24 protein-coding genes are annotated in these 26,638 nt (G+C 67.6%); 18 read left to right on the forward strand and 6 right to left on the reverse strand.

The genetic code is table 11. The features are described 5' to 3' along the window. Positions 1–3 precede the first annotated feature (3 nt). From ASE66_RS04055 to ASE66_RS04070, 4 genes are all read right to left on the reverse strand, one after another. Positions 4–1,089, reverse strand: a complete 1,086-nt coding sequence (locus tag ASE66_RS04055) for an LLM class flavin-dependent oxidoreductase (RefSeq protein WP_057188248.1) — start codon at positions 1,087–1,089, stop codon at positions 4–6. 32 nt (positions 1,090–1,121) lie between these two features. Continuing rightward, positions 1,122–2,633: an aldehyde dehydrogenase gene (locus tag ASE66_RS04060; RefSeq protein ID WP_057188690.1), complete on the reverse strand. Its 1,512-nt coding sequence runs from the start codon at positions 2,631–2,633 to the stop codon at positions 1,122–1,124. Then, positions 2,630–3,631: a flavin reductase gene (locus ASE66_RS04065; RefSeq protein WP_057188249.1), complete on the reverse strand. Its 1,002-nt coding sequence runs from the start codon at positions 3,629–3,631 to the stop codon at positions 2,630–2,632. The genes ASE66_RS04060 and ASE66_RS04065 overlap by 4 nt, the downstream gene beginning before the upstream one ends. Positions 3,632–3,736: 105 nt before the next feature. Then, positions 3,737–5,542: a helix-turn-helix domain-containing protein gene (locus ASE66_RS04070; RefSeq protein ID WP_057188250.1), complete on the reverse strand. Its 1,806-nt coding sequence runs from the start codon at positions 5,540–5,542 to the stop codon at positions 3,737–3,739. Between the two features lie 137 nt (positions 5,543–5,679). Here ASE66_RS04070 and ASE66_RS04075 point away from each other — a divergent pair, with 137 nt between their 5' ends. Then, positions 5,680–6,285, forward strand: coding sequence for an amino acid synthesis family protein (locus ASE66_RS04075; RefSeq protein WP_057188251.1), 606 nt, complete (start codon positions 5,680–5,682; stop codon positions 6,283–6,285). Between the two features lie 83 nt (positions 6,286–6,368). Here the strand turns inward: ASE66_RS04075 and ASE66_RS04080 are convergent, their stop codons facing one another. Next, positions 6,369–7,376: a substrate-binding domain-containing protein gene (locus ASE66_RS04080; RefSeq protein ID WP_057188252.1), complete on the reverse strand. Its 1,008-nt coding sequence runs from the start codon at positions 7,374–7,376 to the stop codon at positions 6,369–6,371. Between the two features lie 157 nt (positions 7,377–7,533). On the opposite strand from ASE66_RS04080, the gene ASE66_RS04085 reads away from it, so the two are divergent. From ASE66_RS04085 to ASE66_RS04115, 7 genes are read left to right on the forward strand one after another with little or no spacing between them, the layout of a single operon-like run. Continuing rightward, a complete protein-coding gene (locus tag ASE66_RS04085; RefSeq protein WP_057188253.1) occupies positions 7,534–8,310 on the forward strand; it encodes an ABC transporter permease in 777 nt (258 codons plus the stop codon). 6 nt (positions 8,311–8,316) lie between these two features. Next, entirely contained in the window at positions 8,317–9,105 is a 789-nt protein-coding gene (locus tag ASE66_RS04090; RefSeq protein WP_057188254.1) for an ABC transporter permease, read from the forward strand. 6 nt (positions 9,106–9,111) lie between these two features. Next, the gene (locus tag ASE66_RS04095; protein WP_057188255.1) at positions 9,112–9,909 is read left to right on the forward strand and encodes an ABC transporter ATP-binding protein; all 798 of its coding nucleotides are present in this window, start codon (positions 9,112–9,114) and stop codon (positions 9,907–9,909) included. A gap of 56 nt (positions 9,910–9,965) precedes the next feature. Then, on the forward strand, positions 9,966–11,015 hold the full coding sequence (locus ASE66_RS04100) for an ABC transporter substrate-binding protein (protein ID WP_057188256.1): 1,050 nt from the start codon (positions 9,966–9,968) through the stop codon (positions 11,013–11,015). 60 nt (positions 11,016–11,075) lie between these two features. Next, positions 11,076–12,389, forward strand: coding sequence for a histidinol dehydrogenase (gene hisD, locus ASE66_RS04105; protein ID WP_057188257.1), 1,314 nt, complete (start codon positions 11,076–11,078; stop codon positions 12,387–12,389). A 2-nt stretch (positions 12,390–12,391) separates the two neighbouring features. Then, positions 12,392–13,162 carry an SDR family NAD(P)-dependent oxidoreductase gene (locus tag ASE66_RS04110; RefSeq protein WP_057188258.1) on the forward strand — a complete coding sequence of 257 codons (771 nt, stop codon included), beginning with the start codon at positions 12,392–12,394 and terminating at the stop codon, positions 13,160–13,162. A 13-nt stretch (positions 13,163–13,175) separates the two neighbouring features. Continuing rightward, positions 13,176–14,171: a zinc-dependent alcohol dehydrogenase gene (locus ASE66_RS04115; RefSeq protein ID WP_057188259.1), complete on the forward strand. Its 996-nt coding sequence runs from the start codon at positions 13,176–13,178 to the stop codon at positions 14,169–14,171. A 129-nt stretch (positions 14,172–14,300) separates the two neighbouring features. Here ASE66_RS04115 and ASE66_RS04120 read toward each other — a convergent pair whose 3' ends face one another. Next, entirely contained in the window at positions 14,301–15,077 is a 777-nt protein-coding gene (locus ASE66_RS04120) for an SDR family NAD(P)-dependent oxidoreductase (protein ID WP_057188691.1), read from the reverse strand. A 131-nt stretch (positions 15,078–15,208) separates the two neighbouring features. On the opposite strand from ASE66_RS04120, the gene ASE66_RS04125 reads away from it, so the two are divergent. The 10 genes from ASE66_RS04125 (at position 15,209) to ASE66_RS04170 (ending at position 26,629) form a co-directional block, all read left to right on the forward strand. Next, entirely contained in the window at positions 15,209–16,468 is a 1,260-nt protein-coding gene (locus ASE66_RS04125) for an extracellular solute-binding protein (RefSeq protein WP_057188260.1), read from the forward strand. 117 nt (positions 16,469–16,585) lie between these two features. Next, on the forward strand, positions 16,586–17,476 hold the full coding sequence (locus ASE66_RS04130) for a carbohydrate ABC transporter permease (RefSeq protein ID WP_057188261.1): 891 nt from the start codon (positions 16,586–16,588) through the stop codon (positions 17,474–17,476). Continuing rightward, positions 17,469–18,329 carry a carbohydrate ABC transporter permease gene (locus ASE66_RS04135; protein ID WP_057188262.1) on the forward strand — a complete coding sequence of 287 codons (861 nt, stop codon included), beginning with the start codon at positions 17,469–17,471 and terminating at the stop codon, positions 18,327–18,329. The genes ASE66_RS04130 and ASE66_RS04135 overlap by 8 nt, the downstream gene beginning before the upstream one ends. Before the next feature lie 34 nt (positions 18,330–18,363). Then, positions 18,364–19,461, forward strand: a complete 1,098-nt coding sequence (locus tag ASE66_RS04140; protein ID WP_057188263.1) for a Gfo/Idh/MocA family protein — start codon at positions 18,364–18,366, stop codon at positions 19,459–19,461. Positions 19,462–19,473: 12 nt separating this feature from the next. Then, positions 19,474–20,118 carry a ThuA domain-containing protein gene (locus tag ASE66_RS04145; protein ID WP_057188264.1) on the forward strand — a complete coding sequence of 215 codons (645 nt, stop codon included), beginning with the start codon at positions 19,474–19,476 and terminating at the stop codon, positions 20,116–20,118. Positions 20,119–20,247: 129 nt separating this feature from the next. After that, a complete protein-coding gene (locus ASE66_RS04150; RefSeq protein WP_244494789.1) occupies positions 20,248–21,288 on the forward strand; it encodes a LacI family DNA-binding transcriptional regulator in 1,041 nt (346 codons plus the stop codon). 201 nt (positions 21,289–21,489) lie between these two features. After that, on the forward strand, positions 21,490–22,443 hold the full coding sequence (locus ASE66_RS04155) for a GlxA family transcriptional regulator (protein ID WP_057188265.1): 954 nt from the start codon (positions 21,490–21,492) through the stop codon (positions 22,441–22,443). Positions 22,444–22,591: 148 nt separating this feature from the next. Next, on the forward strand, positions 22,592–24,190 hold the full coding sequence (locus ASE66_RS04160; protein ID WP_057188266.1) for an FAD-dependent oxidoreductase: 1,599 nt from the start codon (positions 22,592–22,594) through the stop codon (positions 24,188–24,190). Continuing rightward, positions 24,187–25,368, forward strand: coding sequence for an NAD(P)/FAD-dependent oxidoreductase (locus tag ASE66_RS04165; protein ID WP_057188267.1), 1,182 nt, complete (start codon positions 24,187–24,189; stop codon positions 25,366–25,368). Before ASE66_RS04160 ends, ASE66_RS04165 begins: the two co-directional genes overlap by 4 nt. Beyond that, positions 25,352–26,629, forward strand: coding sequence for a sarcosine oxidase subunit beta family protein (locus ASE66_RS04170; RefSeq protein ID WP_057188693.1), 1,278 nt, complete (start codon positions 25,352–25,354; stop codon positions 26,627–26,629). Before ASE66_RS04165 ends, ASE66_RS04170 begins: the two co-directional genes overlap by 17 nt. Positions 26,630–26,638 lie beyond the last annotated feature (9 nt).

Below are 26,638 nucleotides of genomic sequence, written 5' to 3' on the forward strand. Positions count from 1 at the left end.
CCGTCAGGCCCCGACTGCGGCGAAACGAGGCTTGGCCACGTCGCGCTCACGGGCGGCGAAATGCGGCATCACCTCGTCGATGAACAGCCTGAGCGTCTTCATCTGCAGTTCGAAGGGCAGGTTGTAGGAGAGGCCGAGGCAGAACTGGTCGACGCCGGCAGCCTCATAGACCTCGAGCTTCGGGATGACCTCCTCAGGCGTGCCGAAGACGAGGTTGTCGCGGATCGTGCGGGGGTCGTAACTGCCGCGATTGGCGACGGTCTCGAACGGTACGGCCTCGGGGAAACCGTTCGTCACCGCGCCGATGTTCTGCATCAGGTTTTCGAAATAGCGCCCGTAATCGACGCTGTGACGGACGATCTGCTCCCAATCCTGCGAGCGCTCATAGACGCAGGAGCGGCGCTGCATCATGAATTTCGGCCGCGGGCGCTCGGGATGGTCGGCACAGGCCTTGCGGAACTTCTCCGCGAGAACGCCGATCTCGGCGACCGGTGCGGAAAGGGGCGTCGAGAGGATGTTGGCGCCGATGCCGACCGCCCAGTCGAAGGTGCCGGGATCGCGCGCCGCCACCCAGATGCGCGGATGGGGACGCTGCAGCGGCTTCGGCACGGAGGTGGCGAGCGGAAACTGCCAGTACTGGCCCTCATGCGCATAGTCGCCGGCCCAGAGCTTCTGCACGGCCGGCACGAGCTCCTTCATATAGGCGACGCCCTCCTGCTGAGGCATGCCGCCCGCCATGCGATCGAACTCGTACTGATAGGCGCCGCGCGCGATGCCGAATTCAAGGCGGCCGCCAGTCAGGTGGTCGCAGAGCGCCGCCTCGCCGGCCAGCCGGATCGGCGACCAGTACGGCGCCACAAGCGTCGCCGTGCCGAGCCTGATGCGGTCGGTATGCTGGGCCAGCCAGGTCAGGGTCTGGAAGGGGTTGGGCGAGACCGTGCACTCGATCGTGTGATGCTCGGCCGTCCAAAGCGTCTCGAAGCCGCCCTCATCCGCCACGCGGGCGAGCGCCAGCATCTGGGTCATGGCGTCCTTCATCGACGCCTCGGGCGAAAAGCGCTCCATATTGATCGAGAGAGCGAACTTCATGGGTGCCTCCGTGGAGCGAGCGGGACAGCGCGTCAGCGCAGCCGGATGACGAACGGGTCCTGCATGGCGCCCGAGTAGTCGATGACGACGTTCTTCAGCCGCGAGAATTCGCGCATGACCTCGAAGCCGCCGCGGCGGCCGTAGCCGCTCTTCTTCGTGCCGCCATTGGCGGACATGAAGGCGGCCGAGCGGTAGGTGTTGATCCAGACAGTGCCGGCCTCGACATTGCGGGCGAAGCGCATCGCGCGGTCGATGTCGCGCGTCCAGATGCCGGAGGCGAGGCCGTATTCGGTGTCGTTGGCCAGCGCGATCATCTCGTCCTCGCTGGAGAAGGGCATGACCCCGACCACCGGCCCGAAGATCTCGTGGCGCATGAAGCTCATCTCGTTGCGCGCTTCGGCGAGTACCGTCGGCTCGTAGTACCAGCCGCGCGCCAAAGCCTCGTCCTGCGGCTTGCGCCCGCCGACGGCGACCCGCGCACCTTCGCGCACGCCGGAGCCGACGAAGTGCTCGACCTTCTCGAGCTGTGCCGCCAGCGCCAGTGGCCCGATATCGGTGTCCTCCGCCAGCGGATGGCCGACCTTGACCCGCCTGGTGCGCTCGACCAGCGCCTCGACGAAGCGCTCGTAGACCGGAGCCTCGACGAAGCAGCGCGAGCCCGCGACGCAGGTCTGGCCCGCTGCGGCGAAGATGCCGGAGACCACGCCGTTGACCGCACGCTCGATATCGACGTCGGAGAAGACGACATGGGGCGACTTGCCGCCGAGCTCCATCTGGCAGGGCACGAGGTTGCCGGCGGCATTGCCGGCGATCTTGCGGCCAGTGTCGGTCGAGCCGGTGAAGACGTATTTGGCGATACCGGGATGGCGTGTCAGCGCGTCGCCCGTGGTCGCGCCATCACCGGTGACGACATTGACGACACCAGCCGGGATGCCGGCCTCGATGACGAGTTCCGCCAGCGCCAGGGCCGAGGCTGTCGCGTGCTCGGACGGCTTGACCACCACCGTGTTGCCGATGGCGAGGCACGGCGCCAGCGTCCCCGTCAGCATCATCAGCGGCGAATTCCACGGGATGATCATGCCGACCACGCCGATCGGCTCGCGCAGGTTGAAGTTGAGCGTGTCGAGCTTGTTGACCGGGATCGTGTCGCCCTGGAGCTTGTCGGCCATGCCGGCGAAGTAGCCGTAAGAATCCGGGATCGCCCGCATCTGGGCGCGCATTTCCTTGATCAGCTTGCCGTTGTCGCGGCATTCGAGCTGCGCGAGGTCCTCGGCATGGGCGAGCACGAGTTCGCCGAGCCGGCGCACCAGCTTGCCGCGATCGGTCTGCGTCATCCGCCGCCAGGCCGGGTCGAGCAGCGCTGCCTTCGCCGAGCGCACCGCCGCATCGACGTCACCAGCATCGCCCTGGGCGAACTCGTACCAGGGCTCGGCCGTGGTCGGGTCGTAGCTCGGCGCATAGACGCCGGCACGGGGCGCGACGAACGCCCCGTCGATGAAATGCCCGATACGCGAGCCCTGCAGGGTCTGGACCGTCGTCTTCATGCCGCGCCACCGCGCTCCCATTGTTGCGGGACGCCGTCCCAGGGCTGGGTGTCCTCGACCATCGCGAAACGCCCGCCATCATGGGAATCGACATAGATTCCGAAGCGCCGCCGGCTGCTTTCGCTGACATAGCGGCGCAGCATCGTGCGGGTTTCGCGGGTGAGGATCTGCTCGTAGGGCAGTTCGTCGAAGCCGAAGAAGCGCACCCCGTCCGGCAGCGTCAGGCCGGCGGCATCGCCCGCCAGCCGCGCCCGGTAGACCAGATGGCCGGGATCGCCGTCGGCGATATCGAAGACCGAATAGAGGAAGGTCGTCTCCGGCAGCAACGGCAGCCCCTCGCCGCCGGGCACCGGCAGCCGGCCATCGACGATCCGGCGCGCGGCATGGGGCAGAGCCCAGCCGCCATCCTCGTTGCGGCAAAGCAATAGCCGGCCGTCGCTCTCGACCAGGTAGTTGACGATCATGCTGCTGGAGGCGAGCCAGCCGGGCGGCAGCGGGTCCTTCACGGCCGCATAGCGCCCGCGACAGAAGGCCAGCGGTGCGGAAGGGCTCGTGCCGAAGGCCCGGACGCGGCCGATCAGGATGAGGTGGTCGCCGGCCTCGACGCGGTCGTGCACCGTGCAGTCGAACCAGCTCAGGCTGTCGCTCAGCACCGGCGCGCCGGTATGGACGCTGTCATGCGGCGTGTCGGTGAACTTGTCGGCCGCCTTCGACGCGAACAGGCCGGAGACCGCCTTCTGCCCTTCATGGAGCAGGTTGACGGCGAAGGCCTGTCCTTCCGCGAAGGCCGGATAGCTCGCGGCGCCCTTGCCGACGCAGACCAGGAGCAGCGGCGGATCGAGCGAGACCGAGGTGAAGGAGTTCGCCGTCATCCCGCGCGGCCGGCCTTCGGAATCGCGCGTGGTGATCACGGTGACGCCGGTCGGGAAGGTGCCGAAGGCCCGGCGCAATGCGACGGGGTCGATCGAAACCGGCTCCTGGGGTGCTGTCGCCAGCATGGCTGGTCCTCCAATGGCCTACGCCATTGGGAAACAGGCTATGGAGACCGCAGCCGGCGTTCTTCCTATGAAACAACGGAACCGCTTCGGAAATTTTCCGCGATTTCATTCAGGTGCGGGTGCAGCTCCCTCGATAAGGCCGTGCATCTTGAGCGCCAGTTCCAGAGCGAAGCGTGTATCGGGCGGTTCGGGATCGATGCCGAACAGCTCCTGTATCCGCGTCAGCCGATAGCGCAATGTGGTGACGTGCAGTCCCATGGCGTCGGCGCAGGCCTGGTTGCGGCAGCCATGGCGCAGATAGGTCGCGAGCGTGTCGAGATAGGGCGTGCCGTGCTGCCAGTCATGGGCCGCGACGCGCCCGATGCTGCCGTCGACGAACCGGCGCACCTCGGCCGCATCGGCAGCGCCGATCAGCATCGGCAACGGCCCGAAATCGAGCGCCGACAGCACGCCGGTCCGCTTGAAGCCGCGGGCGATGCGCACCATGCGCCAGACCCGCTCCCACTCGCCGGCATAGTCGTCCAGCTCCTGGCACAGCCCGCCGATCACCACGATCGGCTCGCCCTGCAGGTCATGGCGCAGGACTTCGGTGATGCGCCTGGCAAACCGTTCGGAGGCTTCGCGCCGCGGGCCCTCTTGTTCCGGTTCGAGGCAGACGAGCCCGGCGCCGACGGCAATGATGTGGCAGCCCAGGCCGAGCTGGCCGGCGAGGCGCGCGACGCTCTGATGCGCCTGTTGGGTGCGGTCGCGCTCGCCATGAGCGGCGGCAGGCAGGTCGACCACGATCATCCGCAGCGGCCGCGAGAGCGAGACGCCGAGATGGCGCGCCCGGCGCAGGATGTCGTCGGGGTCGCGCCAGCGCCGCTCGACGATCTCGAAGAATAGTTCCGTCAGCGTCCGCGTCTCGAAGCGGAAGCGGATCACGCTGCGCATCATCTGCACGCTCAAGGCAAATTTCGCGCTGTCAATCGTCAGCCGCCGCAGATCGCCGCCCTGCTCTTCGCCGAACAGCACGAGCGCACCAACCTTCTCCGCCTCGACGGCGAGCGGCTCGACCGCCCCTGCGAGCCGCAGCATGCGCCCGCCATGCGCGATCGGCAGCTCGACCCGGCCTGCCTCCTCGCGCGTGACGCTCTGCCTGAGCTGCGCGATCAGAAGTTCGGCCTCACCATCGGCGAGCAGCTTGTACCAGGCCGCTGCGTCGAGCGCGTCCGGCGTGGGGGAACCGTGGGCAACGAGCGTGTTGTCGGAGAAATCGATCACCAGCACGGCACATTGCAGGAATTCGCCGAGTCGTTCCGCCAGGGCCTCGATCAAGCCTCCGGCCAGCACCTCCTGCAGCAGGTCGCTTTGCGCCACCAGTGCATGTCGAAGGTCTTCAGCGACCCCGCGCGCGGCCCGCAGGCGATGCTCGCGCTCGACCGCGATCGTGCCGAGATGCGCGATCATCGCCATGAAGGCGAGATCTTCGGAGGGCACGGGCTTCACGGCCCGGCTAACCAGGCTCAGCACCATCGGGCGGCCCTCGGCATCGGCGCTGCCGAGCGGCAGGACGATGACAGACCGGTAGTCGCGCTCGAACGCCTCGCGCCGATAGCCGGGAAACTCCTCGGATGTCCGAGCGTCTTCGATATACACCGGCTCGCCCGTGCGGAGGGCGAGGAACGCCGGACTCGTCGCGAGTTCCCAGCGATCCTCGAGCCGTCGGCGCAGCAAGGTGGGATCGTGCCTCGCGACCACATTGGCGTGGCCATGCGTCAGATCGACCGCCATGATCGAACCCATCGTCCAGCCGCCATGCTCGCAGGCGACCTTGACCAGGTCGAGCAGCAGCCCATCGAGATCCGAGCCGGAATTGATCCGGCTGGCGACGTCGCGCAGCGAGGCGATCTGGGCAACCGGGTCGAGCATCGCGTCCTGTTCCTGGCTGGCAATCTGCGTAGTCTCACAGCATTGCCTCGGCGGTTCTTCCTAGCAACCGGAGGAAGACAGGCGCCCCCTCGCAGCTAGCTTTGCGAGCGACGACATTTCAAACGCCGGAGGCGAGCATGGATATTGGGCTGCGCAAGATCGCGACCTTCGTGGAAGAGACCATGCTAGAGGGCGGCAAGGCCGCGCCCCGGCCGACCACCATGGTGGTGGTCGCCGCCGTCGTGAAGAATCCCTGGGCCGGTCAGGGCTTCGTCGAGAACCTGCGGCCGGAGATCCTGCGGATCGCTCGCCCGCTCGGCCTGGAGATGACGCGCCGGCTCGTAGCCGCGATGCCGGGAGAGCGTGTCGAAGCCTATGGCAAGGCGGCCATCGTCGGCATCAGCGGCGAGATCGAGCATGCGTCCGCGCTGATCCATACGCTGCGCTTCGGCAACGTCTTCAGGGAAGCGGTCTCGGGCACCGCCTTCCTGAGCTTCACCAACACCCGCACGGCGCCGGGGGCGCTGATCTCCCTGCCGATGATCCACAAGAGCGAAACCGGCAAGCGCTCGCACTTCATTACCGCGACCTTCCAGATCGCCGACGCCCCGGGGCCGGATGAAATCCTGGTCGCGATCGGCGCATCAGATGGCGGTCGCATCCATCCGCGCATCGCCGATCGGTTCGAGGACATGAAGGACATGGACAGCGAGAAGGCGCCGGGCGAGACAGTGCCTGCCTAACACCCACGCGCCGGCAGTGATGATCGCCGAGAAGGCGGCGCAATTCATCGCCGCTGCTGCGTAGTGCCTCGATCCGGTTGATCTCAGCCGAAGCCGGTGGTGGAGCGTCGCACCACCAGCTCGACCGGCAGCATCGTCGTCGCCGCCGGACGCCCTGACACAAGCGCCATCAGCGTCTCCGCCGCCAGCGTCCCGATCCGACCGATCGGAAGATGGACGGTGGTCAGCGAGGGCGAGACATGGGCCGACATGTCGAGGCCGTCGATCCCGACCACCGAGAGGCCGGAGGGAACCGCGATGCCGCGCGCATGCGCCTCCTCCATGCAGCCGATGGCGAGGAGATCGATGCCGCCGATCAATGCGGTCGGCGGATCGTCGAGCTCGAGCAGCGTCGCGCAGCCGGCACGCCCGCCGGCGAGAGTGACCGCCTGTTCGGAATGGAGCTGGTCGGGAAGGCCGAGGCCGGCTTCGACCAGGGCCGCTCGCGCCCCGGCCAGCCTCGCCCGCTGGCGGTCGTTGAAGCGTAGCTGGCCGGTGACCATGCCGATCCGGCGATGGCCGAGGCCGATCAGATGCTCGGCAGCAAGGCGCCCGGCGAGCGTATTGTCGATGGTGACGGCGGTGAAATTGCCGTCGCCGCACCAGGTCAGGACGATCGGCACCCGGGCCTCCTTCAGCATGGCGACGGTCTCGGGCGAACGCTCGGCGCCGACCAGCATCAGCCCGTCGACACCGCGCCCAAGCAGCGAGCGCACGGCCTGGGCTTCGGCCGCGGCATGCCCTTCATGCGAGGCGACGAGAAGCAGGAAGCCCTCCTGCGCCAATGTCGACTGCATCGCCTGCAAGGCCCGTGCGAAGATCGCGCTGTCGAGCGTGGGGACGATCGCCCCGATCGTCATCGAACGGCCCGAGGCCAAAGCGCGCGCCGCGCCATCCGGGAGATAGCCGAGCCGTAGCGCGCTCGCCCTGACCCTGGCGAGGGTCTCCTCCGAGAGCAGATGCGGCTGGGCGATCGCGCGCGACACCGTCGCCGGAGAGACCCCGGCGTCGCGCGCCACATCGCTCAGCTTGATGCGACCACCCTGCCTCATGCCATGTCCTGAAAACTCTTTCATAAGAGATATCGCTGTCATCGCGCGATCTCAAACGAAAAGCGCGTCAGCACCGGTAGATTAGCGCTTGACAGGCGGGAGCGTCTTTGGAAACTTGAATGAAAGCGCTTTCAATAGATGCGCAACGGGAAACGCCATGATTGGACGAAGGGGATTGGCCGGCCTGACCTCCGTGGCCGCAGCCCTATTGCTCTGGTTCGTATTGACGACGCTGACCGGGCTGGTCTTGCCGGGCCGCTTTCCGGCGCCGGCGGAGTTCTGGCAGTCGCTGGTCCAGATCGCGACGCGCGGCTATGCCGGGGCGCCGCTGCTCGCCCATGCCGTCCAGAGTCTCAAGCTCGTGCTGCTCGGCTTTGCCGTGGCGGTCGCGACCGGCGTGCCGCTCGGCCTGTGGATGGGCTGGAGCCGGCGGGCGGAGGCGGCGATCAATCCCGTCTTCCTGCTGATCCGTCCGATCCCCCCGCTGGCCTGGATCCCGCTCGCCATCCTCTGGCTCGGCCTTGGCGATGCCGCGAAGATCATGGTGATCTGGTTCGCCGCCTTCGTGCCCTCGGTGATCAACGCCTTCGCCGGCGTGCGGGCGATCGACCGCCCGATGATCGAGGCGGCGCGCATGCTCGGCACGCCGCGCTGGCGGCTGGTGCGCGAGGTCATCGCGCCGGCGGCCTCGCCGATGATCTTCACCGGCCTGCGCCTGTCGCTGCAGGCCTCCTGGACGACATTGGTCGCAGCCGAGCTGGTCGGAGCCCTGCTCGGCATCGGCTTCGTGCTCAACGTCGCCCAGCAGGACATCTATCCCGGCATGATCCTCGTCGGCATGGTCACGGTCGGCTTGCTCGGCTGGGCCACGACCTGGCTGCTCGCCATGGCCGAGCAGCGGGCGCTGGCCTGGAACATGGCGGCGCGGGACTAGGAACCGATGCGCGATACGCCTCTCTCCTTCGCGGAACGGATCGGCTGGGGCGCGCTCGGCTTGGCGGTGCTGCTCGGCAGCTGGACGCTGCTCACCGCGTCGGGCCTCGTGCCACGCCCGTTCCTGCCGACGCCGCTCGATGTGCTCGGCCGCATGATCGAGCTGACGAACGCGCCCTTCGCCGGCGCGACCCTGCCGCAGCACCTGGCCTCGAGTTTCGAGCGCTATGCCTATGGCGTGCTGCTCGCGGCTCTGATCGGCGTGCCGCTCGGCCTGCTGATGGGATGGTTCCGCTGGCTCGATGACGTCGTCACGCCGCTGTTCGACGGCCTGCGCTTCATCGCGCCGATCGCCTGGGTCCCATTCGCGGCGCTGTGGTTCGGCACCGGCATGGGCGGCCCGGTGCTGATCATCTTCGCCGGCGCCTTCCCGCCCTGCCTGATCAACGCCTATCGCGGCGCGCGCTTCGTCGAGCCCCGGCTGATCGAGGCGGCGCGCATGCTCGGCACCGGCAATCTGCGCACCATCCTGGAGATCCTGCTGCCGGCGGCGACACCCTCGATCGTCGCCGGCCTGCGCGTCGCCGCCGGGCTCGGCTGGCAGTCGCTGGTCGGTGCCGAGCTCATCGTCGCCGCGGCTGGCGTTGGATTCATGATGGTGCAGGCGCAGGCGAACGTGGCGACCCCGACGGTGATGGCCGGCATGGTCGCCATCGGCATCGTCGGCATGCTGATCGATATCGCCCTGCGCCAGGGCGAGGCATGGCTGCGCCGTCGGCGCGGCCTGGAGGCTTGAGGCAAGATGGGTTCGATACGCTTCGACAAGGTCGACAAGGTCTTCGGTCCGCAGACGGGCGGCGTGAAGGCGCTGGATTCGATCGACCTGGAGATCGCCGAGAAGGAGTTCGTGGCGATCGTCGGCCCTTCGGGCTGCGGCAAGACCACCTGCCTGCGCATGGTCGCCGGCTTCGAGGCGCCGAGCGCCGGCGTGGTCAGCGTCAACGGCAAGCCGGTGACGGCACCAGGGCCGGATCGCGCCGTTGTCTTCCAGCAGTTCGCGCTGTTCCCGTGGAAGACGGTGCGCGAGAACATCGATCTCGGCCTGCGCAACAAGGGCCTGCCGAAATCCGAGCGCGGCGAGCGCATCGCCGGCGCGCTCAGGCTGATGAACCTCGAAAGCCATGCCGACGCCTTCCCGCACCAGCTCTCGGGCGGGATGCAGCAGCGCGTCGCCATCGCGCGCGCCTATGTGCTCGATCCCGAGGTCTTGCTGATGGACGAGCCGTTCGGCGCGCTCGACGCCCAGACCCGCGTCGTGATGCAGGAGGAACTCGTGCGCCTCGCACGGGTCAATCCGCGCACGGTGCTGTTCATCACCCACGCCGTCGAGGAAGCGGTCTATCTCGCCGACAGGGTCGCGGTGATGACCCGCCGGCCCGGCCGCATCAAGGAGATCCTCGATATCCGCTCGGTGCGCGAGGCGGAAAACTGGGATCGCCACCAGAGAATAGAGGACGTGATGGATCTGGAATCCTTCGTCCATCTGCGCACCCAGATCTGGAAGTCGCTGCGCGAGGAAAAGGGGCCGCTCGGCGTCTGATCTCGCAGGCCAACACGGCACGGCCGAAGGCCGGCCGAACGACAGGGAGAGCAACAATGAAACGGATCATCGCGGGAGTTGGCCTGGCCTTAAGCTTGAGCCTGGCTGTCCCCGGCAGCGCACAGGCGCAGACCAAGATCGGCGTCAGCTACCAGCCTTCGCTCTACTGGGCGTTGCCCTGGCACTATGCCACGGTCAAGGGCTGGTGGAAGGAGGTCGGCCTTGCGCCTGAATTCTCGACCTTCCCGGCCGGCGCGCCGCAGATCGCCGCCTCGGCGGCGAAGTCCTGGGATGTCGGCGGCACCGGGTCGGTGCCGGCCGTGCTCGGTGCGGTGCGGTTCAATATCCTGACCATCGGCATCACCAACGACGAGTCGAAGGCGAACGCGATGATGGTGCGCGGCGACAAGTTCGACGCGATCAAGGCCGATCCCAAGAGCCTGAAGGGTCAGCGCCTGCTGCTGACCACCAATTCGACCGCCGATTTCGCCGCTCGCAAATGCCTGGCGAAATTCGGCCTCGCCTCGAACGACATGCAGTTCGTCAATCTCGGCCAGGCCCAGATCGTCACGGCGATCACCTCCAACAATGGCGATGTCGCCGGCGTCTGGGCTCCGAACACCTATACGCTCGAGGACCGCGCCAACGCGAAATATCTCTGCTCCGGCGCCGATGCCGGCGCGATCGTCCCCGGCGCGTTGATCGTCCGGGCCGACTTCGCCAAGGAGCGCCCGGAGGACGTCGCCAAATTCCTCGCCGTCTATCTGCGCGGCTGGTCCTGGGCCAAGGCGAATATGGCCGAGGCGCAAAAGCTCGCGCTCGACTTCTACAAGCAGGGCGGGCTCGAGGCGACACCGAAGGCGATGGAGCAGGAGTTCGCCCTGCGCCCGACCTTCGCCCTCGACGAGCAGTTGAAGCTGATGGCGCGCAATGGCGGCGCCTCACAGGTCGATGGCTGGTTCTCGGAAATCGGCAAGTTCATGGCCGAGGTCGGGACCATCCCGACCATCCCCGAGGCGAAATCCTATCTGACGGACGACTTCCTCAAGCGGGTCGCCGCCGATCCGAAGCTCAAGGCCTTCGCTACCGAATTCGACAAGAAGTGACATCGCCGCGGGTGGCCTCAAGGCCACCCGCCCACCCCGTATGCGCGCCGGATCCCAACCATGGCCATCACCTATCTCAAGACAGCGTCCAAGACCCCGGAGACGGAGACCGATGCGGCGCGCACGGTCGTGAGCGAGATGCTCGCGGCGATCGAAGCCGGCGGCGAAGCGGCCGTGCGCGACTACGCCCTCAAGCTCGACCGCTGGAACGGCCCGATCGTCCTGGACCAGGAAACGATCGCGGCGCGCATCCGCGACATCCCACAGGCGGTGAAGGACGATATCGATTTCGCCGCCCGGCAGGTCCGCCGCTTCGCCGAGGCGCAGCGGGATTCGGTCAGGGATTTCTCGCTCGAACTCTCGCCCGGGCTCCGGCTCGGCCAGAAGCTGGTGCCGGTGAACACCGCCGGCTGCTATGTGCCGACCGGGCGCTACGCCCATATCGCCTCGGCCTATATGTCGATCGCGACCGCCAAGGCCGCCGGCGTCAAGACCGTGGTCGCCTGCTCGGCTCCCTATCGCGGCGACAACATCCACCCGCATGTGCTCTACGCCATGACCATCGCCGGCGCCGACGTGATCATGTGCCTCGGCGGCGTGCAGGCGATCGCGGCGATGACCTACGGGCTCTTCACCGGCAAGCCGGCCGACATCATCGTCGGCCCGGGCAACAAGTTCGTCGCCGAGGCCAAGCGCATGCTGTTCGGCAAGGTCGGCATCGATGTCTTCGCCGGCCCGTCCGAGGTCGCGGTCATCGCCGACGACAGCGCCGATGCGCTGATCGTCGCGAGCGATCTGGTCGGGCAGGCCGAGCATGGCCATGAGAGCCCGGCCTGGCTGATCACCAGTTCCCGGCGCCTCGCCGACGAGGTCGCCCGGCTGATGCCTGAGCTGATCGCCACCCTGCCCGCCACCGCCCGCGACGCAGCCGGCGCCGCCTGGCGCGACTATGGCGAGATCGTCCTCTGCGACACGCGCGAGGAGATCGTCGAGGTCTCCGATCGCTATGCCAGCGAGCATCTCGAAGTGCATTGCGCCGAGCTCGGCTGGTGGCATGAGCGCTTGAGCAATTACGGCTCGCTCTTCCTCGGCGAGGAGACCAATGTCGCCTTCGGCGACAAGGTCTCCGGCCCCAACCATATCCTGCCGACCAAGTTCGCGGCGCGTTATTCGGCCGGGCTCTCGGTGCACAAGTTCCTGAAGCCGCTGACCTGGCAGCGCATGGACCGCGACGCCTGCCAGCGCATCGCCCCGGTTTCGGCCCGCATCTCGCGGCTGGAGGGCATGGAGGCCCATGCCCGCACCAGCGATGTGCGCATGGAGAAGTACGCTCCCGGCTCGAACGCCGATCTCGGCCGCCCGGTCGAGGCGTGAGCATGTTCCGCCTCGCCTCCCTGTTCGACCTGACCGGCCGCACCGCGCTCGTCACCGGCGGCAATAGCGGCATCGGGCTCGCCATGGCGCGCGGGCTCGGCCTCGCCGGCGCCCGCCTCGTGCTGGTGGCGCGGCGCGAGGGCGAGCTGATCCAGGCGGCTGCGCAACTCCAAGCCGATGGCATCGACGCGCGCTGGTTCACCGCCGACCTCGCCCTGCCGGAGGTGGCGGCTGAGCTCGCGGAAGCCTGTGCGCGTGAGAAGCTCGACATCGACATCCTCGTCAACGCGGCCGGGATCAATCTGCGCCAGGCCTTCGATGCGGTCAGCGCCGAGGCGTTCGACCTACACATGGCCGTGCATTTGCGCGCGCCCTTCCTGCTGACGCAGCGCTTCGCCCCCGCCATGGCAGAGCGCGGTCATGGCCGGATCATCAACATCGCCTCGCTGCAGAGCTGGCGCGCCTTTGCCGACAGCGCGCCCTATGGCGCCGCCAAGGGCGGCGTGCTCCAGCTCACGCGGGCGACCGCGGAAGCCTGGTCGCGCCATGGCGTCACCTGCAATGCGATCGCGCCCGGTTTCTTTCCGACGCCGCTGACAGCGCCGGTCTTCGGCGATCCCGAGCGTGCGGCGCGGAACGCCGCACAGACGGCGATCGGCCGCAATGGCGAGCTCGATGACCTCATTGGCGCGACCGTGTTCCTGGCCTCGCCAGCTTCAGCCTATATCACCGGCCAGACGCTTGCCGTCGATGGCGGCTTCACCGCGAAATGAGGATGCCGCCGCGATGAAGGCGCTCGTCTATACCGGCCCGAACCAGCTCGTCTTTCGCGACGAGCCGAGCCCCGAGCCCCAGTCGGGCGAACTGCTCGTCCGCGTCGAGGCGGTCGGCATCTGCGGCTCCGACATGCACGCCTATCACGGCTTCGATGCGCGTCGCCCGCCGCCGCTGATCCTTGGTCACGAGGCGGCCGGCCGTATCGTCGGCGGGCAGCGCAACGCCGAGCGGGTAACGATCAACCCGCTGGTGGTCGATCCGGCCTGCCCCTATGCGGTCGAGGGGCGCTGGCATCTCTCGCCGACGCGCCAGATCATCTCGATGCCGCCCCGGCCGGGCGCCTTCGCCGAATTGGTGCGCATCCCCGAGCGCAATGTCGTGCCGATCCCGGATTCGCTCCCGATCGAGCATGCCGCGCTGGCGGAACCCATCGCCGTCGCCTGGCATGCCGTGCGGATCGGCTTGGAGAAGCTGCACCGCCCGCTGGCCTCGGCCCGCGTCGTGGTGCTCGGCGGCGGCGCGATCGGCCTCGCCTGTGCGCTGGTGGCGCGGCGCTTCGGCGCCGGCGAGATCATGGTCGCGGAAACCAACCCGCTCCGGCGCAGGACGCTGGATGCCGAGCCGGGGATCGGCGTTTACACCCCGGGCGACACGGCCGAACCCGCCGAGAGCAGCATCGACCTCGTCCTCGATGCCGTCGGCGCCGACGCCACCCGCGCCGCCGCCTGCCGCATCGTCCGTCCTGGCGGCGTGATCGTCCATATCGGCCTGCTGCCCGGAACCGAGGGGCTCGACATCCGCAAGATCACGCTGCAGGAGATCACCCTGAGCGGCTCCTATTGCTACACTCCGACGGATTTCACCGACACGGTCGGCGCCCTGGTCGCCGGCCGCCTCGGCGCCCTCGCCTGGACCGAGGAGCGCGCACTGTCCGAGGGCGATGATGCCTTCCGCGCGCTCGATTCCGGCGCGACCGCCGCCGCCAAGATCGTGCTGCGGACCTGAGGCGCGGAGATCGTCAGGCATCTCGAGAACGTCAGGCAGGTGCTGCTCGCTAATTCCGGCAGCGGTAGCAGGTAGACGGGATCGGCCCGCCCGGGGTCGCTTTGACGGCCCCGCACCGCGCGCCAAGACTCAAACCCAGCCGCCGTCAACGACGTAGTGCTGATTGGTGCAGGCGCCGGCCTCCTCCGAGGCAAAGAACAAGGTCGCGCGCGCGACGTCTTCGGGCACCAGCCGCCGCTTCAGGCATTGGCGGCGCATCAGTTCGGCCTCGCTCTCGGGCGTGAGCCAAAGGTCGATCTGGCGCTGGGTCATGATCCAGCCCGGCGCGATGGCATTGACACGGATGTTGTGCTCGCCGAAATCGCGGGCCAGCGAGCGCGTCAGCCCGAGCACCGCCGATTTCGCCGCCGTATAGGCCACCATGCCGCCCTGGCCGATCATCCACGAGGTCGAGCCGAAATTGATGATCGCGCCGTGCTTGCTGGCGATCATGTCGGGCAGCACGGCTTGTGCCGCGAAGAACTGGTGCTTCAGGTTCACCGCCATGCGCTCGTCCCAGTATTCGGGGGTGACCTCGAGCGCATCATGGCGCTGGTCGTGCGCGGCGTTGTTGATGAGGACATCGACCGGCCCGAGCGCAGCGCGTATCGCGGCGATCGCCTGGCGCAGCGCGGCGATGTCGGTCAGGTCGGCATGCTCGAAATGCACGCTCGCCCCACCTGCAGCGACTTCCGCCGCGATCGCGCGGGACTCCGCGTCCTTCAGGTCGATGAAGCCGACCTTTGCGCCCTGCCGGACAAAGGCACGGACGATCGCCTCGCCGATCCCCGAGCCACCGCCCGTGACCAGCACCACCTTGCCCGCGAGATCGGGATAAATCGCCCCCGCCAAGATCGCCTCCCTCATCATGCCGCGCATCCGTCGCGGCCTTCGCAGATTCGAATAGCATCAGAATTTGAGTTGCGCACCTCAAATTCTGAGGTTAGCGTTCAGGCAATCAACGGCCCGTCAGCGGCCGAAACTCGGGAGGAACTCCAATGGCTCGCTTCAAGCGCCTGCTCGCCGGTGTCGCCGCTCTCGCCCTCAGCAGCGGCGCCGCCATGGCCCAGACCACGGTCAAATGGCTGCATATCGAGGCCAATCCCGTCGTGGTGAAGATCTGGGACGAGGTTGTACGCGACTTCGAGGCGAAGAATCCCGGCGTGAAGGTCGAGATGCAGTATCTGGAAAACGAGGCCTACAAGGCCAAAGCGCCGACGCTGCTGCAGTCGAAGGATCGACCGCACATCATCTACAGCTGGGCCGGCGGCGTGCTGAAGTCACAGGTCGAGGCCGGCGTTCTCGAAGACATCACCCCGGCCATGCAGGGTTACAAGGACAATCTCTCCGCCAGCGCGGTCGACGCCTTCACAGTCAATGGCAAGATCCACGGCGTGCCCTATGGTGTGTCGCAGGTCGGCTTCATGGCCAACAAGGACCTCTTGGGCAAGGCCGGCGTCGATGCCGCCAAGATCGCGAGCTATGACGACCTCCTCGACGCAGTGAAGAAGCTCAAGGCCGCCGGCATCACGCCGCTCGCGGTCGGCGGCGCCGACAAGTGGCCGGTCCATTTCTACTGGACTCACCTGGCCGTGCGCCTCGGCGGCAAGGCGGCGATGCAGGCGGCGCTGAAGGGACAGGATGGCGGCTTCGAGGGTGAAACCTTCCAGAAATCGGGCGAGCTCTTCAAGCAGCTCGTCGACCTCCAGCCCTTCCAGAACGGCTTCCTCGGCTTCAAGAGCCAGCAGGCGATCGGCCATTTCGGTGACGGCAAGGCGGCGATGCTGCTCGCCATCTCAAGCTTCTACCACACCCAGAAGGTCTTCGCGGTCGACAAGACCGGGATCCCCGACGACAAGCTGGCCTGGATCAACTTCCCGGCTGTGTCCGGCGGAAAGGGCCTGCCAAACGACACGCTCGGCGGGATCAATGGCTGGCTCGTCACCAAGGGCGCGCCGAAAGAGGCGGTCGCCTTCCTCAAATACTTCGTCAACGCCGAGCCGCAGAAGCGCCTCGCCGCCGGCAACTTCATCGTGCCCGTCTACAAGGGCGCCGAGGCCGGCCTCGGCAGCGCCTTCATGCGCAACATCGCCCAGAACATCGCCAACTCGACCTATCACCAGAACTTCTACGACCAGGATCTCGGCCCGTCGGTCGGCCGTGTCGTGAACGACGCGACCACCGAGATCGCCGCCGGCACGATGACGCCGAAACAAGCCGCCAAGGCCATCCAGGACGCTTTCCGCCAGGGCAATTGACGGCGAGCGACAATCCAAGGGGCAAGACACGCACCCCTTGCCAATGGAAGCGTCAGGCGGCGGGCACCTCCCGCCGGCCGACCTCCCCTGCCCGTCCCGTCATCGCGCGAGGTGAACATGGCTGCTCTCGCCGGGCGCAGAGGCGCCGATATCGGCAAGCTCTCGACCATCCTGCTGTTCCTGCCGCCGGCGCTGCTGCTGTTCACGCTGTTCGTGGTGCTGCCGGTCGGCGAAGCGGCCTGGTATTCGGGCTTCAACTGGAACGGCTTCGGCTCGCCGACCAACTGGATCGGCCTCGACAACTACCGCTTCGTCTTCGACAACCGCGCCTTCGGCACCGCCTTCAAAAACAATCTCTTGATCATCGTCGTCTCGCTGGTGATCCAGCTGCCGCTGGCCCTGTCGCTCGCGATCATCCTGGCCGACCGGTTCCGCGGCGCGGTGGTGCTGCGGATGGTGTTCTTCCTGCCCTATATCCTGGCGGAGATCGCCACCGGCCTGATCTTCAGCTTCGTCTATGACGGCGATTACGGCCTGCTGGCGGCGATCTACAAGAGCTTCGGAGCGCAGGCGCCGCATCTGCTGGCCAGCCCGCAGACGGCCTTCGCCGCCATCCTCGTGGTCGTCGTGTGGAAGTATTTCGGCTTCCACATGATGCTGTTCATCGCGGCGCTCCAGAGCCTCGATCGCTCGATGCTGGAGGCGGCCCGGATCGATGGCGCCAGCCGCTGGCAGAGCCTGCGCTATGTCGTCATCCCGGCTCTGTCGCCGACCATCAGGCTTTCGGCCTTCTTCGCCATCGTCGGCTCGCTTCAGCTCTTCGACCTGGTGATGCCGCTGACGCGCGGCGGGCCCTCGGACTCGTCCCATACCATGGTGAGCTTCCTCTACACCTTCGGGATCACGCGCATGCGCGTCGGCTTCGGCAGTGCCGTCGGCGTTATCCTGTTCCTGATCTGCGTGGTGTTCGCGTTCACCTACAAGCGCTGGATCATGCGCGATGAGTGAGCCCGCCACGTCCGCCCCCTTCAGCGATGACGGCTTCAGCCCGGCCGCGATCAGCAAGGCGCTCTATCTGCTCGCTGTTGTCCTGTTCGTGACGACACCGCTGATTGCGACGGTCCTTGGCGGCTTCAAGTCGCTGGGCGAGCTGCGAACCAACCCGTTCGGGCTGCCCAGCGTCTGGGAATGGAGCAACTACACCGACATCCTGCTCTCCCGGCGCTACTGGCAGCTGCTGGGCAACTCCTTCGTCATCGCCACGCTGACCGTGGTGCTGACGCTGATCGCCGCTGCGATGGCCGCCTTCGTCTTCGCCCATCTGCACTTCTTCGGCCGTGACATGCTGCTGAACTACCTGACGATGGGGCTGCTCTTTCCGGCGGCGACGGCGATCCTGCCGATGTTCATCAAGGTTCGCGATCTCGGCCTGCTCGACAGCTATCTCGGCGTCGTCCTGCCCCAGGTCGCCTTCGCGCTGGCGATGAGCATCCTGCTGCTGCGGCGCTTCTTCAAGGACCTGCCGACGGAGCTGCTGGAGGCCGCACTGGTCGACGGCTGCTCCTATCCCAAGTTCTTCCGCTACGTGACGCTGCCGCTGTCGCGCCCGATCCTGGCGACGGTCGGCACCATCACCTTCGTGCACAGCTGGAATTCGTATCTGATCCCTTTGGTGATGCTCAACAGCGACAGCCTCTACCCCTGGCCGCTCGGCATCATGGTCTACCAGGGCGAATACTCGACCGAGTGGCACCTGATCCTCGCCTTCATCACCCTGACCATCCTGCCCACCGTCCTCCTCTTCCTCGTCGCCCAGAAGCACATCGTCGCCGGCCTGACCGCTGGCGCGGTGAAAGGCTGAGCGGCTGCCCATCCCAGCTATCAAGGAGCGTTCAATGCGAAAGATCGGCGTCGGCATCATCGGATGCGGCAATATCTCGACGAAATACATGACGGCGATGAAGCAGTTCTCGACCATCGAGCTGCGTGCCGTCGCCGACATGCGTTCCGCTCCGGCCGAAGCGCGCGGCGCCGAGTTCGGCGTGCCGGCGATGCGGGTCGACCAGTTGCTCAAGCGCGACGACGTCGAGATCGTCGTCAACCTGACCGTGCCGCTGGCCCACACCGATGTCAGCCTCGCGGTCCTGCGGGCCGGCAAGCATGTCCATTCGGAGAAGCCGCTCGGCGTCAACGTCGCCGAGGCCCGCAAGGTCATGGACCTCGCGCAGGAGAAGGGCCTGCGCGTCGGCTCGGCCCCCGACACCTTCCTCGGCGGCGGGCACCAGAGCGCGCGCAAGCTGATCGACGACGGCGCCATCGGCAGGCCTGTCGCCGGCAACGCCTTCTTCGGCTGCCCCGGCCATGAGCGCTGGCACCCGGCACCCGGCTTCTACTACCTGCGCGGCGGCGGGCCGATGCTCGACATGGGTCCCTATTACATCACCGACCTGGTCAACCTGCTCGGCCCGATCGCCTCCGTCGTCGGCTTCGCGACCCGGCCGAAGGCCGAGCGCCTCGTCACCAGCCAGCCGATGAACGGCACGCTGATCCCGGTCGAGGTCGCGACCCATGTCACCGGTGTGCTCGAATTCGTCTCGGGCGCGGTCGTCTCGATCACCATGAGCTTCGACGTTCCCAAGCACCGCCACAGCCCGATCGAGATCTATGGCTCGGAAGGCAGCCTTTCCGTGCCCGACCCGAACCGCTTCGGCGGCGAGGTCCTGGTCGCCAAGGCCGGCGGTGACTGGCAGGGCCAAGCCCTCAGCCACGGCAACAGCGAGGGCGAGTTCCGCTCGATCGGCGTTGCCGACATGGCGGCGGGCCTGATCTCCGGCCGGCCGCACCGGGCCAGCGGCGCCCTGGCGCTGCATGTGCTTGAAGCGATGGAAGCCTTCCAGACCGCCTCCGACGAAGGACGGCGCGTCACGCTTGAAACCACGGTCGAGCGGCCGGCGATGCTGCCGCCCGGCCTGCCCACCGGCACTCTGGATTGAACGGGGATCGACATGACAAAGACTGCGCTGATCGTCTGGGGCGGCTGGAGCGGCCACGACCCCGACCTCTGCAGCTCGATGATCCGGGGCTGGCTGAAGGCGGAGGGCTTCGACGTGCGGGTGGAGACCGCGACCTCCGTCTTCCTCGATCCGGAGATCCGCGACTACTCGCTGATCGTTCCGATCTACACCATGTCGAAGATCGAGAAGCCGGAGGCGGCCGCCCTGTGCGAGGCGGTCGCCGGCGGCGTCGGCCTCGCCGGCCACCACGGCGGCATGGGCGACGCGTTCCGCGACGCGGTCGACTACCAGTTCATGTGCGGCGGCCAATGGGTGGCGCATCCCGGCGGCATCATCGACTACAAGGTCGACATCACCCGGCCCGACGATCCGCTTATGCAGGGCATCGCCAGCTTCGAGCACCGCTCGGAGCAGTATTACATGCATGTCGACCCGGCCAACGAGGTGCTGGCGACCACGACCTTCACCGGCGAGCACGCCTCCTGGATCGACGGGGTGGTGATGCCGGTGGTCTGGCGCAAGCGCTACGGGGCGGGGCGGGTGTTCTATTCCTCGCTCGGGCACCGGGCCTATGAGCTCGACGTGCCGGAGATCCGCACCATCATGACGCGCGGCCTGCTCTGGGCCGCGCGCTAGCACTTGCCGTACCCGGCTTGGTCTGAACGGCTGGACTCGGCGCATCAGCCAATGCCAAGGCCTGCTTTGCTGGTGAAGGTGGAATCCGATCCGGCAGGGCAGGCTCGAGGAGAGTTCGTGGAGAGCAAGGTGGATCAGAGCCGGGCCTCGATCAGGAGGGCGACACTGGAGGATGTGGCGCGCGAGGCCGGCGTCTCGCTCGCCACGGCCGACCGGGTCGTGAACCAGCGCGAAGGGGTCCGCGCCAAGACCGTCGAAAGCGTCAGGCGGGCGATCGCCAAGCTCGACTACCGGGCCAATCCGGCGGCGGCGCGGCTGGCGCGCGGCCAGTCCTTCCGCTTCGCCTTCATCCTGCCCTCCAGCACCAACGCCTTCATGGCCGGCCTGATGCAGCAGGTGCGCCGCATCTCGGATTGGCTGGAACCCCAGAACGCCTTCATCGACGTGCTGCAACTCGACGTCTTCGATCCCGAGGCGCTGGCGAGCGGGCTGTCCGGCCTCGCCGACCATTTTCACGGCGTCGCCACGGTGGCGCTCGATCATCCCAAGGTCCGCGCCGCCATCGACGACCTGGTGGCGCGCGGCGTGCCCGTCGTCACGCTGGTCTCGGACGCTCCGACCTCCCGCCGCGCCCATTATGTCGGCATCGACAACCCGGCGGCGGGCCGCACCAGCGCCTCGCTGATGGGGCGTTTTCTTGGTGGCCGCAGCGGCCCGGTTGGCGTCATCCTCGGCTCGATGTCGCTGCGCGACCATGTCGAGCGGCTCTTCGGCTTCCAGCAGGTGCTGTCCGGCGAATACCCAGGGCTGACCCTGCTGCCCGTGCTGGAGGAGCGTGACCAGAGCGAGCGCAACGCGGCGGCGGTGACCCGGCTCCTCGCCAAGCACCCCGATCTGATCGGGCTCTACAATATCGGGGCCGGCAATGAGGGCATCGTCGCGGCGCTCGAGGCCGCCGGCAGGCCACTCGTCTTCATCGCGCATGAATTGACCGAGGCGACGCGGCGCGGCCTCCTCTCCGGCACCGTCGCCGCGGTGATCAACCAGGATCCGGGCCATGAGGCGCGCTCCGCGGCGCGCGTGCTGATGGCAGAGGTCTCAGGCGAACCGATCCTGCCCGACCAGGAGCGCATCCGCATCGAGATCTTCCTGCGCGACAACATGAACTGAGCCGGCAGATACCGGAGAACCTCCGCTTCCGTCTCGCCAGCAAGCTGGTGAGCCGCCTGGTCGGCGCGAAGCGACATTGCAGCACCAATACCCGGGAGACCGCAGCTCTACACCGGGGCCGATCTCTGGCATCGTTCCGCCGGAGCGGGTGGTCGCCGATGTCCGGTCTTCCGATGTGCGGCCGATCAAAGCCGGTGAGTCATGCAGAGCGAATACCGCGTCGCCATCGTCGTATTGCCGAACTTCACCTTGCTGGCCTTGTCCTGCATCGTGGATACGTTGCGGCTGGCGAACCGGGCGCTCGGACGCGAGGCCTATCGCTGGACCGTCTACGGGCTGCACGAAACGGTCGCGGCCTCGAGCCATGTCAGTATCCTGCCCGACGAGACGCTGGCCGGCGCGCATGATGGCGAAGTCGACATCGCCATCGTCTGCGGCGGGATCGGCGGCCATCTCTATAATGAGCGCCCTTTGCGGGCCTGGCTGCGGGATCTCGACAGCCGTGGCGCGATCATCGGCGCGATCTCGACCGGCATCTGGCAACTGGCCCGCGCCGGACTGCTCGATTCCTATCGCTGCGCCGTCCACTGGGACGACCTGCCATCGTTCTCCGCGACCTTTCCGCTGGTGGAGGTCCGCTCCGAGATCTTCGTGCACGACCGGCGCCGGCTCACCTGCTCGGGCGGCGTCGCTGTCGTCGACATGATCCTCTATCTCGTGGCGGTGCAATTCGGCATCGCCCAGGCCGACAGCGTCGCCGACCTGCTAATCCATGCCCGGATCCGCTCTTCCGACGAGAAGCAGCGCGGCACCGCCGGCAGTCCGCAGGCGACACCGAGGACCGTCCGGAGGGCCGTGACCCTGATGGAGCGCAATATCGAGGTAACGGTCCCGATCACCGAAATCGCCCGCGACATCGGCTGCTCCACCCGCCAGCTCGAACGCCTTTTCACTGAGGCGTTCGGCATGTCGCCCAAGCGCTATTATGACGGCGTGCGCCTGCGCCACGCCCGCAAGCTTCTCGTCGAAACCGACGTTCCGCTCTCGGACGTCGCCGTGCAATGCGGCTACCCGTCCCAGGCGCAGTTCGCGACGCGCTTCCGGACCGCCTTCGGCAAGGCTCCGCTGCGTTACCGGCTCCATGCCCACCGGTGACAGATCCGCTCCTGCGGATGTTGCAGTGCCGCGAAAGCTCTGTCGCTTATCGGAAAAAGATGTCGCTTTTTTGAAAGTCACGACTCCGGCCCTTCCTTAGCCTCCTTTCAAACGCCGCCCGTCGAGAGGGCGCCGGGAGACTGCCAGAATGACCCGCCTGGATGAGCGGTCGACGGCCGGCAAGCCGTTGCCCGTCCGTGAGCACGCACGTCTGTTGGTCATCGGTGCCGGCCCTGCCGGGCTGTCGGCAGCGCTCGAAGTCGCCCGGCGCGGTGTCGAGGTCGTGCTGGTCGATGAGCACCCTGTCGATCACGCGCTCATGGGCCTCGATGTGCCCTATCATTTCGGCCAGCGCATGGGCGGCTCCACCCGCAACAAGGCGCGCATGATCGAGACCATCGCCGCGGCCGACGGGCGGATCGCCGAAGCCTTCGAGGCAGGCGTCGACGTCAGGCTCGGCATTGCCGTCTGGGGCCTGTTCTCGCAGCGTCCCGGCCTGCGCTGGCTGCGCGGCCATGTCGCTGGCCTCAGCGATGGCGAGAGCTGCTGGTTCCTCTCCTTCGATGCGGCGATCGTCGCGACCGGACGCCGCGATGTCGGGCTCGCCTTTCCCGGCTGGGAGCTGCCCGGTGTGATGGGAGTGACGGCCGCGAGCGCGCTGCTGCAACGCTACGATGCGTTCGATGGCCGGGCGCTGGCGATCCTCGGCTCTGGCGTGGAAGCGACCCGGTTCGCGCAGGCGGCTCTCGCAGCCGGGCGCAAGATCGTCGCGCTGATCGAGGCGGGAGAAGTGCTGCGCGACCCCGCCGGCTGCGCGGACCTCGTCCAAAGAGGAGTGCCCGTACTCACCGGGACGATGATCTCGCATGCCGTCGGCGGGCCTGACGGCGTCGAGCATGTGCTCGTGCGGACGCTGGGGAACGACAGCGCGGATACGGGCAAGCTTGCCTGCGATACCGTCGTCCTCGCCACAGGTGCAGCCCCCGTAATCGAGCTGCTCGATGTGGCGGGCGCTGAGATCACCTTCGCCTCGCATCGCGGCGGCTATGTCCCGCTCCTCAACGCCGACGGCAGGACCTCCATTCCCGGCCTCTTCGCCGCTGGGGATTGTGCCGGCCTCTTCGCCGGCAAGACCAGCGACGCCACCATCGCCGCGATGGAAGGTGTTCGCGCCGCGGCTGCAGCCTGCGACGAGCTTGCCGGCAGCACCGCCAAGGCATGGCTGCCGACGCCGGAGGCCGAGCCGGGCCCGGCCGACGAGGACGTCGAAGCAGTGCGCTCCGCCTGGGTCGCCGCGTCGATGGCGGTCGCCGATGCCGACACGCATCTGTGCCAATGCGAGGAGGTCAACCTGGCGGACCTGCTCGGCGTTCGCCCGCCGCGCTATCTGTCAGGCAAGGATGGCGAGCTGAAGTCGCACGATCTCGCAGCACTCGCCGCAGATGGACAGATCAGCCAGGACCAGATCAAGCGGTTGACCCGCGCCGGCATGGGCCCCTGCCAGGGCCGCCGCTGCCGCGAGCAGGTCGGCGCGGTGCTGGCCAGGGCCAGCGGCACGCCCCTCGCCCGGATGCCCCTGCCGAGCCATCGCGCGCCGGTCCGGCCCTTGCCGCTCTCGGCCTTTGCCGAGGATCACGAGCCCGATGTCCTCACGCAGAACTGGGAAGGCTGGTTCGGCATCGCCAGCCAGTGGGAGCCGTTCTGGACCTTGTCGTCGGATGCCGCCGGCACGGAGGAGCGGCCATGACCGTCGGCGATGGTCGCAAGGGCGCCGATGTCATCATCGTCGGCGGCGGCGTGACCGGGCTGAGCACGGCCTGGTGGCTGGCGCGAGCCGGGGTCGATGTGCTGCTGATCGAGAAGGGCATCGTCGGCTGGGGCGCCTCGGGCCGCAATGGCGGCGGAGCGACACACCATCAGAGCCCGCTCTTCGCCGAGGAGCAGCGGCTCTGGCCGCTGATGGACGAATTGCTCGGCTATCCGACCGAGTACCAGCCGAAGCGCATCCGCATGGCCTTGAGCGATGCGCAGATGGAAGAGTTCAAGATCGGCGTCGACAACACGCGCGGCCAGGGCTTTCCGGCCGAATGGCTCGATGCGAGCCAGGTGCGTGCGCTGGCGCCGCTCGCCGGCGACAATGTCTGCGGCGGCGTCTATTTCGAGCGCGGCGGCCACGCCAATCCGCAGCGGACAGTGCAGGCCTATGCCTGGGCGCTGCAGGATCTCGGCGGACGCATCCTGCAGCATACGGCGGTGACCGGGTTCGAGCGGCGTGGCGACAAGGTCGTCGCGGTCGAGACCAGCGCCGGGAGCTTTTCCTGCAACACGCTGGTGCTGGCGGCCGGACCGCAGACCGGGGCATTGTCGGCCCTGCTCGACAGCGAGGTGCCGGTGACGCCGGCGCGCGCCGAGATGATCGTAACCGAGCCGCTGCCGCTGATGCCGATCGGCGGCGTCGACGGCAACCATCTCTATGGCCGCCAGACGCTGCGCGGCAACCTCGCCTATGGCGGCGGCCCGCATGAATGGCTGAGGCCGCAGGACGATGCCATCGCGGCGCGCCCGTCGAGCCCGCTCGCCCGCAATGTCGCCAAGCGCCTGGCCGAACTCTTCCCCAAAGCCGCGCATATCCGCGTCATCCGCAGCTGGGCCGGCGTGATCGAGAACACGCCGGACGGACGGCCGGTGATCGACTGGCTGCCGACCGCCGGAAATGTCATTGCCGCGACGATGTCTAGCGTCGGCTTCGGCCTGTCGCCGGCGACCGGCCGCGCCATCTCGCAGCTCGTGCTCGACGGGCACTGCGACTTCGCCGACCTGTCGAGCTTCCGCCTGTCGCGCTTCGGCAATCTCGGCCCGGACTGGCGCGAGGAGCGCGGCTGGCTGCCCCCGCAAACGGATGGTGACGATGCCTGCGCGGCCTGAACCTATCGCCGACCGCTATTCGGCCTGGCGGCTGCTGACGGAGAGCTTCTCCGGCAATCGCGGCTGGAAGCCGGCCTGGCGCAAGCCGGAGCCGAAGCCGGCCTATGACGTCATCATCGTCGGCGGTGGCGGCCATGGGCTGGCGACCGCCCACTACCTCGCCAGCGTGCACGGGATCACCAATGTGGCGGTGATCGAGAAGGGGCCGATCGGCCTCGGCAATGCCGGCCGCAACACCACGATCGTGCGCTCGAATTACAGTTTGCCGAGCAATACGCGCTTCTACGAATGGTCGCTGAAGCTGTGGGAGGGGCTCGAGCAGGACCTCAACTACAACGTCATGATGAGCCAGCGCGGCGTGCTCAACCTGTTCCATTCGGATTCGCAGCGCGACGCCACCGCCAGGCGCGGCAACTCGATGCGCCTGCAGGGCGTCGATGCCGAGCTGCTCGACCGCGAGCAGGTCAGGGCGATGGCGCCGTTCATGGCGATGGACAATCCGATGTTCCCGATCTTCGGCGGGCTCCTGCAGCGGCGCGGCGGCACGGCCCGGCACGACGCCGTGGTCTGGGGCTTCGCCCGCGCCGCCGACCGGCGCGGCGTCGACATCATCGAGCATTGCGAGGTCACCGGCATCCGCCGCGAAGGCGGCCGCGTCACCGGCGTCGAGACGACGCGCGGCTTCATCGGCGCCAAGAAGGTCGGCGTCGCCGTCGCCGGCAACACCTCGCGGCTGGCGACGATGGCGGGCCTCAAGCTGCCGGTCGAGTCGCATCTGCTGCAGGCCTTCGTCTCCGAGGCGATCAAGCCGATGATCGACTGCGTCGTCACCTTCGGCGCCGGGCATTTCTACATCAGCCAGTCGGACAAGGGCGGCCTCGTCTTCGGCGGCGACCTCGACGGCTACAACTCCTATTCGCAGCGCGGGAACCTGCCGCTGGTCGAGCACCTGATGGGTGCCGCCGTATCGATGATCCCGGCGATGTCGCGGCTGCGGGTGCTCCGGCAATGGGCCGGGATCATGGACATGACGATGGATTCCTCGCCCTTCATCTGCAAGACGCCGGTCGACGGGCTCTATTTCAACGGTGGCTGGTGCTATGGCGGCTTCAAGGCCACGCCCGGCTCGGGCTGGTGCTTCGCCCACACCATCGCCAACGACGCGCCACACGCCTTCAACGCCGACCTGACGATCGAGCGCTTCCGCGACGGGCGCATGATCGACGAGCGGGGCGCCGGCCCCAATCCCTGGGCGCAGTGAGACGGCGGC

It is taken from the genome of Allobosea sp. Root483D1 (assembly GCF_001429505.1).
In the GTDB taxonomy this organism is placed as follows: Bacteria; Pseudomonadota; Alphaproteobacteria; order Rhizobiales; family Beijerinckiaceae; genus Allobosea.

What these genes read in the sequence shown, in the direction of transcription:
- ASE66_RS04135 (WP_057188262.1), top strand. Translation starts at nt 17,469, where the DNA reads ATGAGTGAGCCCGCCACGTCCGCCCCCTTCAGCGATGACGGCTTCAGC.
- ASE66_RS04055 (WP_057188248.1), bottom strand. Translation starts at nt 1,089, where the DNA reads ATGAAGTTCGCTCTCTCGATCAATATGGAGCGCTTTTCGCCCGAGGCG.
- ASE66_RS04065 (WP_057188249.1), bottom strand. Translation starts at nt 3,631, where the DNA reads ATGCTGGCGACAGCACCCCAGGAGCCGGTTTCGATCGACCCCGTCGCA.
- ASE66_RS04120 (WP_057188691.1), bottom strand. Translation starts at nt 15,077, where the DNA reads ATGAGGGAGGCGATCTTGGCGGGGGCGATTTATCCCGATCTCGCGGGC.
- ASE66_RS04060 (WP_057188690.1), bottom strand. Translation starts at nt 2,633, where the DNA reads ATGAAGACGACGGTCCAGACCCTGCAGGGCTCGCGTATCGGGCATTTC.
- ASE66_RS04095 (WP_057188255.1), top strand. Translation starts at nt 9,112, where the DNA reads ATGGGTTCGATACGCTTCGACAAGGTCGACAAGGTCTTCGGTCCGCAG.
- ASE66_RS04145 (WP_057188264.1), top strand. Translation starts at nt 19,474, where the DNA reads ATGACAAAGACTGCGCTGATCGTCTGGGGCGGCTGGAGCGGCCACGAC.
- ASE66_RS04130 (WP_057188261.1), top strand. Translation starts at nt 16,586, where the DNA reads ATGGCTGCTCTCGCCGGGCGCAGAGGCGCCGATATCGGCAAGCTCTCG.
- ASE66_RS04100 (WP_057188256.1), top strand. Translation starts at nt 9,966, where the DNA reads ATGAAACGGATCATCGCGGGAGTTGGCCTGGCCTTAAGCTTGAGCCTG.
- ASE66_RS04160 (WP_057188266.1), top strand. Translation starts at nt 22,592, where the DNA reads ATGACCCGCCTGGATGAGCGGTCGACGGCCGGCAAGCCGTTGCCCGTC.
- ASE66_RS04125 (WP_057188260.1), top strand. Translation starts at nt 15,209, where the DNA reads ATGGCTCGCTTCAAGCGCCTGCTCGCCGGTGTCGCCGCTCTCGCCCTC.
- hisD (WP_057188257.1), top strand. Translation starts at nt 11,076, where the DNA reads ATGGCCATCACCTATCTCAAGACAGCGTCCAAGACCCCGGAGACGGAG.
- ASE66_RS04090 (WP_057188254.1), top strand. Translation starts at nt 8,317, where the DNA reads ATGCGCGATACGCCTCTCTCCTTCGCGGAACGGATCGGCTGGGGCGCG.
- ASE66_RS04165 (WP_057188267.1), top strand. Translation starts at nt 24,187, where the DNA reads ATGACCGTCGGCGATGGTCGCAAGGGCGCCGATGTCATCATCGTCGGC.
- ASE66_RS04075 (WP_057188251.1), top strand. Translation starts at nt 5,680, where the DNA reads ATGGATATTGGGCTGCGCAAGATCGCGACCTTCGTGGAAGAGACCATG.
- ASE66_RS04070 (WP_057188250.1), bottom strand. Translation starts at nt 5,542, where the DNA reads ATGCTCGACCCGGTTGCCCAGATCGCCTCGCTGCGCGACGTCGCCAGC.
- ASE66_RS04170 (WP_057188693.1), top strand. Translation starts at nt 25,352, where the DNA reads ATGCCTGCGCGGCCTGAACCTATCGCCGACCGCTATTCGGCCTGGCGG.
- ASE66_RS04085 (WP_057188253.1), top strand. Translation starts at nt 7,534, where the DNA reads ATGATTGGACGAAGGGGATTGGCCGGCCTGACCTCCGTGGCCGCAGCC.
- ASE66_RS04110 (WP_057188258.1), top strand. Translation starts at nt 12,392, where the DNA reads ATGTTCCGCCTCGCCTCCCTGTTCGACCTGACCGGCCGCACCGCGCTC.
- ASE66_RS04155 (WP_057188265.1), top strand. Translation starts at nt 21,490, where the DNA reads ATGCAGAGCGAATACCGCGTCGCCATCGTCGTATTGCCGAACTTCACC.
- ASE66_RS04080 (WP_057188252.1), bottom strand. Translation starts at nt 7,376, where the DNA reads ATGAGGCAGGGTGGTCGCATCAAGCTGAGCGATGTGGCGCGCGACGCC.
- ASE66_RS04115 (WP_057188259.1), top strand. Translation starts at nt 13,176, where the DNA reads ATGAAGGCGCTCGTCTATACCGGCCCGAACCAGCTCGTCTTTCGCGAC.
- ASE66_RS04140 (WP_057188263.1), top strand. Translation starts at nt 18,364, where the DNA reads ATGCGAAAGATCGGCGTCGGCATCATCGGATGCGGCAATATCTCGACG.